Source organism: Moorena sp. SIO4A5 (genome assembly GCF_010672005.1).
Taxonomy (GTDB): Bacteria; Cyanobacteriota; Cyanobacteriia; order Cyanobacteriales; family Coleofasciculaceae; genus Moorena.
This window is the reverse complement of sequence record NZ_JAAHHZ010000429.1, coordinates 1-4,061: the sequence shown is the minus strand read 5'-3', so window position 1 is coordinate 4,061 and position 4,061 is coordinate 1. Positions and strand designations below refer to the sequence as shown.

The window sequence follows — 4,061 nt, the reverse complement described above, 5'->3', positions numbered from 1 at the left end:
GCGCTCATAAATGTTACATTTCGTAATATAACTTTACATGTAGACATATAATTGTCCTCTGACATCATGTCAGGATAATTACCCTTAATAAAAATCTCCCCCATCTCCCCATCTCCCCATCTCCCCATCTCCCCACACTTCCCACCCTCCCCACCCTCCCCGCGCCCGGGCCCCTTAATTATGGGTATTCAACCAGACTTGATATTATTGGTATAGCTCATAAAATAGTCGATTTGTCAACTCAAAGATGGGTTTGCCCTGGGTGCGATTGTGGTCAACGCCTTTCTTCCATGGAGCAGGTTAATTTCCAGAGCTGCATCAAAGCTGTGGTGCATTGGGTTCAACAGCAGAGCCACAGTATTCAAGGCGGTCAATCTTTAATTCTCGCCCAGAGCGAATGTCTTCCATCGGTGATTTACATTCTGGGCAAGCGTATTGACTATCAATATCAGGCCGATAGTCTTGTTGACAGTGATGGCAAAAGGCAATTAAGGGAGTTTCCTGAATCACCAGTTTGGCACCAGACAAAAAGGTGTTGGAAATTTGAGCTTCAAAGGCGAATTCCAAACTCACGGGTTCGACGCCAGTGAACTGGCCTACTGTCAGATGCACACAGGAAATTTTGGGTCGCTCTGGCTGTGCTTGCCACCAATTGCGCAAGGTCACAATTAGTGCCTTAGTCATGTCAGTCTCATGCATTGTTGAAATCCACCTTCAAGTCCACTCTACTAATTCCGGCTGCGCTTCTGGATGAATGTAGGAGGGTTTTTCCTGGCGCGGCAGTTGACCGGATAGCACTAGGTGCGCCATTGTGTCACAGATGACGCGAGTTGCCATCAGGGCAGTGATGTCGCTGATGTCATAGGGCGGCGAGACTTCCACTACTTCCAAACCGCAAACAGGAGCCTGCTGAACAATCTTGCCCAGTAGATACAGAGCTTCCCGGGGGAGGAGTCCGCCCGGTTCGGGCCAGCCTGTACCAGGAACAAAACCGGCATCGATACAGTCAATATCGAAGCTGATATAAATGCAGTCGGTACCGTCTAGTGCCCGTTCGAGGGCAAACTCTACTGCTGCGTCCAATCCCATTTCAGTGATATCGGTTACTGTCAGGATATTACTTGCCCGCTCCCGGCAAACTTTGACTCCCTGGCGAGGTACTTGCCAACCGCCAATGCCCAATTGCACTAAGTTCTTGGCTGGAGCATTCCTCATATTAGTTGCATGAAACCAAGGGCAGGTGTGCATCCGCTCATCCAGGTCGGTTTCCTGGGTATCTACATGGCGATCAAAGTGGATAATGCCAACTTTCTTGTCCCCTAAGTGCCGACAAATACCCCGAACAGTAGGAAATCCGATGGAATGATCTCCTCCCAAAATGATTGGAAACGCTCCAGAGCTGAAGATGTGAGCAATGCCCTTAGAAATTTGGTCAAATGACTTTTCGTTGTTGGCTGGAATGGTAAAAATATCTCCCACGTCACAGAGGGTAATTTGCTCTCGTAGGTCAATCCCCAACTCAAAGTTGTAAGGGGTGTACAAAGCAGAAATGCGGCGAATGCCTTGGGGACCAAAGCGGGTTCCGGGGCGATAGGTGGTTCCCGAGTCGTGGGGAACCCCGACAATGGCTACATCGTATCCCTCAACCTGGCGAACATCTTCGAGATAAGGTGCTTTGAGAAAGGTATTGATCCCAGCGTAGTGAGGTAGTTCACCCCGCGAAAAGGTGGGAATAGTGCGATCGCTAATACTCTCTGCCGCTTCCAGCCCGTATTCGAGACCCTTTGACACCTCCTGCTGCCATCCCGTCGATGGTAGTTGAGCTTCACGCTCCAGGGCACGTTCTGCCTCAGAAGGATTTGAACTGTTACTGCCTGGGCTTTCAAACAAGGGGTTTTCAGAAGAATTTTCAGTCATTTGCACTCCCGAGAAGTTTTCAAAACATCTTAATCAGCGAGTTATAGCCTACATTCCCAGGTTGGACATGAAAGCTATGGTATTTCTTAAACTTCTCACCGATAGGTTCGGAAATTATAAACCTACAGATTTCTTTTACTTGAGTTCGATATCAGGCAGTTTGCTAAAAGCTAGGGCATGTCTGCTTGTGTCTAAAAATCCTCGGCTGACTGGGTGCAGGGCAGGCAAGGGAGGCAGGGGAAGTAAGGCAAGCAATGATAAATTACAACTGTCTTACCCGTTACTTTTCTTGATCGAGTAGTTTGCAGACAGACCCTAGAAATCAAGGAAACGGAATTATTCTAATACACTTGTGGATTCACACAATAGGGTAATGGCTTACCCAAAAGTCCAGCAATAAGATTATTCACCGCCATCGTAGCCATTTGCGATCGCGTTTGATAAGTTGCACTGCCAATGTGAGGAGTAATGATCAAATTATCCAAGGTCAACAACGGACTATCCATGGGAATAGGTTCTGGTTTAGTTACGTCCAGAGCAGCAGCAGCGATTTGACCATTCCTCAGAGCTTGGTAAAGTGCTTCTGGATCTACGATTGCTCCTCGTGCGGTGTTGATCAAGATAGCCGAGGATTTCATCAGCTCAAACTGGGGAGTACTAAATAGATGGTAGGTTTCTTCAGACAGAGCAGTGTGAATGGTAATAAAGTCTGATTCCCTTAGGAGCAGGTCGAATTCAGCATACTTTACACCCAAGGATTGTTCTAATTCTGAGTCCCGTCGATGCCGACTGTAATAAAGAATTTCCATATCAAAGCCTCGCCCACGACGAGCAACAGCTTGACCAATGCGTCCAAAACCAACAATTCCTAAAGTAGCACCGCTGATGTTTGGTCCTAGCAATAAGGTCGGTTCCCAAGTCTGCCAATGACCAGCACGTACAAATTTATCTGCTTCAATCATTCGCCGTGCTGTTGCCATTAGTAACGTCCAGGCTAAGTCAGCTGTAGCCTCAGTCAGAACACCAGGAGTATGACCAATGGGGATACCCCGGATGCTGGCAGCAGAGATATCAATGTTATCGTAACCTACTGCTAATTGGCTGATTACCTTGAGGGATGGTGCAGCTTCGATGATTTGTTGGTCAATGGAATCTGTGAGTAGGCACAGTAAGCCATCGATTTCTTTAACTTTGTTGAGCAATACCTCGTAGGGAGGCGGTTGACGCTCTGGCCAGATTTCCACATTGGCGATTTGGTGGAGTTGTTCGAGTCTGGTATCAGGAAGGCGGCGAGTTATGAAGACTTTGGGTTGAGACATCGGGTGGGTCAGTTGTTGTGGCTATAAAAATTTTCGTCTGCATCTCAAGGACTAGATTGTAGAGTAGATTATCAAGGGGATTTTGGTATTACTAGCTGCTTCTTCCAGCTAACGATTCATAAAATCTTCAGGATTAATCCCCAGCTGTTTTAGTTGAGCTTTCAAAGCATCAAGGTTCTGTTCAGCTTCCGCAGCCCGTTGCTCAGCTTGAATAGCCCGTTGACGTTCTTGAGCTGCTTCCAGCTCAGCCTGTTCAGTTCTTTCCTCTGGGGAGGGATACCGTTTCCCGTTAAGGTCATACCAATAAAGCCATTCCCGACTCCAATCCTGATAACTTCCTAACTCTGTACCAATTCCCAAACCAATTTCTGGCATCCACACTGGATTCCCGCTTTGACGCACATACACCCCATCTACCAAGCGATGAACCTCAAAGGGCTCCCCTTTGCGTGGATAATAACTGTCGCCATCATAAATTACATAATATAGGAATCCTAATTCGGCATAGTCTAATTTTTTCTGGTCGTACTCGCCATTGTAGGTTTGAGAGACATTTTCGATGGCTAGAATTGGCACGGTGTTGTTTTCTTCCCAAAGCACATAACTTAAACGTCCTTGACGACCCTTGGGACGAATTTTGCGCCGGTCTACTCCTAAACTTAAGAAAGCGTCAGGAACTATCGCGCTTTGGTTAGGGTGGTAATAGTAGCCCATATCAATTCCAAAAAACCAGTCATAGCGCTGTTGCCAGATTAAGGATAAGATCCCTTTGAGCAAGTGGGGAATTAAATCTTGCAGTTCGTTATCCACAGGGGTGTTATCAGA

The 4,061-nt window shown here is 47.0% G+C and carries 4 protein-coding genes; all 4 read right to left on the bottom strand.

Features of this window, described 5'->3' with window-relative positions; translation table 11 throughout:
• Window positions 1-318 precede the first annotated feature (318 nt).
• Window positions 319-699, bottom strand: coding sequence for a hydrogenase maturation nickel metallochaperone HypA (hypA, locus tag F6K57_RS38525; RefSeq protein WP_293073844.1), 381 nt, complete (start codon window positions 697-699; stop codon window positions 319-321).
• A gap of 15 nt (window positions 700-714) precedes the next feature.
• A complete protein-coding gene (locus F6K57_RS38520; RefSeq protein ID WP_293073841.1) occupies window positions 715-1,917 on the bottom strand; it encodes an agmatinase family protein in 1,203 nt (400 codons plus the stop codon).
• Window positions 1,918-2,258: 341 nt separating this feature from the next.
• The gene (locus F6K57_RS38515) at window positions 2,259-3,236 is read right to left on the bottom strand and encodes a D-glycerate dehydrogenase (protein ID WP_293073838.1); all 978 of its coding nucleotides are present in this window, start codon (window positions 3,234-3,236) and stop codon (window positions 2,259-2,261) included.
• 108 nt (window positions 3,237-3,344) lie between these two features.
• On the bottom strand, window positions 3,345-4,061 hold a 717-nt coding region (locus tag F6K57_RS38510), incomplete at its 5' end, for a Uma2 family endonuclease (protein ID WP_293073835.1).